Origin of the sequence: Acidisphaera sp. L21, from assembly GCF_009765685.1 — a bacterium.
Lineage (GTDB): Bacteria > Pseudomonadota > Alphaproteobacteria > Acetobacterales > Acetobacteraceae > LMUY01.
The window spans coordinates 26035-27701 of the sequence record NZ_LMUY01000009.1; the positions used below are offsets into that span (position 1 = coordinate 26035).

General features: G+C 60.1%; 2 protein-coding genes. One reads left to right on the forward strand and one right to left on the reverse strand.

The annotated features are described in order from the left end of the window. A partial coding sequence (locus GSQ76_RS02240; protein WP_158742293.1) for an MFS transporter occupies positions 1-731 on the forward strand: 731 nt, incomplete at its 5' end. Between the two features lie 218 nt (positions 732-949). Here the strand turns inward: GSQ76_RS02240 and GSQ76_RS02245 are convergent. Continuing rightward, on the reverse strand, positions 950-1667 hold a 718-nt coding region (locus GSQ76_RS02245), incomplete at its 5' end, for a hypothetical protein (protein ID WP_335904876.1).

Below are 1667 nucleotides of genomic sequence, written 5' to 3' on the forward strand. Positions count from 1 at the left end.
AGGGCCGCTTGGCGGAGGCGGACGCGGTGACCCGGATGATCGAGGGCCGGGTGACGGCCGACCTGAATGGGCAAGCGTTGCCGCCGCCCGCGCCGCATGCTGTGGAAAAGGCGGAAGCGCAGGGCAGCTTCGCCGAGATCTTCTCCCCGCAATATCGCAGCCGGACCATCATGCTGATGGTGTTTCAATTCTTCCAGACATTCGGGTTTTACGGCTTTGCCGCATGGGTCCCGACGCTGATCGCTCAGCAGGTCGGCATCAATTTGGGGTCTAGCCTGCTCTACTCGTTCATCATCGCCATCGCGAGCCCATTTGGTCCCCTGCTGGCGATGGCTTTCGCCGATCGGTTCGAGCGGAAATGGCAGTTGGTGGGGGCAGCTTGCGGGGTCGGCGTATTCGGGGTGCTATTCTCGTTCCAGACCACAATAGCATTGCTGATCGTATTCGGAGTGCTGATCACGCTGTGCAACAACGTGCTGTCCAACACGTTTCATGGCTACCAGACCGAACTGTTCCCGACCCGGGTGCGCGCCCGGGCTGTTGGTTTCACCTACTCGTTCAGCCGGATCAGCACGGTGTTCGCCAGCTTCATCATTGGTTTCTTTCTGCAGACAGCGGGAACCAAGGGTGTGTTTGGCTTGATCGCGTTCGCGATGACGATGGTCGTGCTGTCGATTGGGATCTTCGGCCCCCGCACGAACGCGCTAGAACTGGAGCAGATTTCTCACTGAGGTCGCGGGTGCACACTCTGGCGCGTCGCGCCTCGCATTCAGAATCAGGCGTCCGAAACGAAGCCTTTACCCGGCTGAGGCGTTCTGTTGCTTTCGGTTTGATACGGAGTGCAGAACGCGTCAAATGGCACTACAACCACGGTTGGATACCCCGGGTAACAGCAAATTAGGATAAGCCTATCCGCCGACGCAGGCGCGTAGGCTCTCCCCTCGTCCGTTTACTTGGTGTGGACCATGGACACGATGGCCTGGTCAACGTCCAGACCCCATTTCTGATATGCAGGGAGGGTGTAATGTTGGCCATCGAACGTCTTCCACTCGCCGGGCTGGGCGAAGGTGGTGCTGTCGATGTAGCGGCAGGGGGCGACGTGGGCTGCAAGATAAGTATTCACCTGGCGCACACGGGCATAGTTCTTGAAGTAGGGTCCGCCTTCCTCACCCCAGCCTGGTCCAATCCAGATGCAGGGCAGGTTTGCCTCTTGGATGCGCGCGGTCACTTGCTGGATCTGCTCGCCGATCCATTGGGCCGGCAGCGTAGGCTGAGCGTATCCCGCTATGGTGTCACCTGATCCGATGATGATCAGGTTTGGGTGGTATTTGGCGACGAGATCTGGCAGTGCCACGGCGTGAGCCTGATTGGAATTGTCCTTCCTGACCGGGCCCGACTGCACCCGTTCGGCAGAGCCACACGGCGCTGAGCCGGAGGTGCCCCACACGCCTGTCGGCGCGCCACATGCCGCTTCTGTTACAACGGAGGCACCTTGTGCGATGAGGGCATCCTGCAGTGTGGTGACCAAGTAGCCTTGGCTGGCAAAATGACTATCGCCCAGCATCAGGATGGCGAGACCGGCGAGGAGAGGAGAGGCCATATGGGAGCGTCCGTGTCTTGGAGGCGGCACACCGATGACAGGGTGAGTCCGCCGGCAACGTTGAATG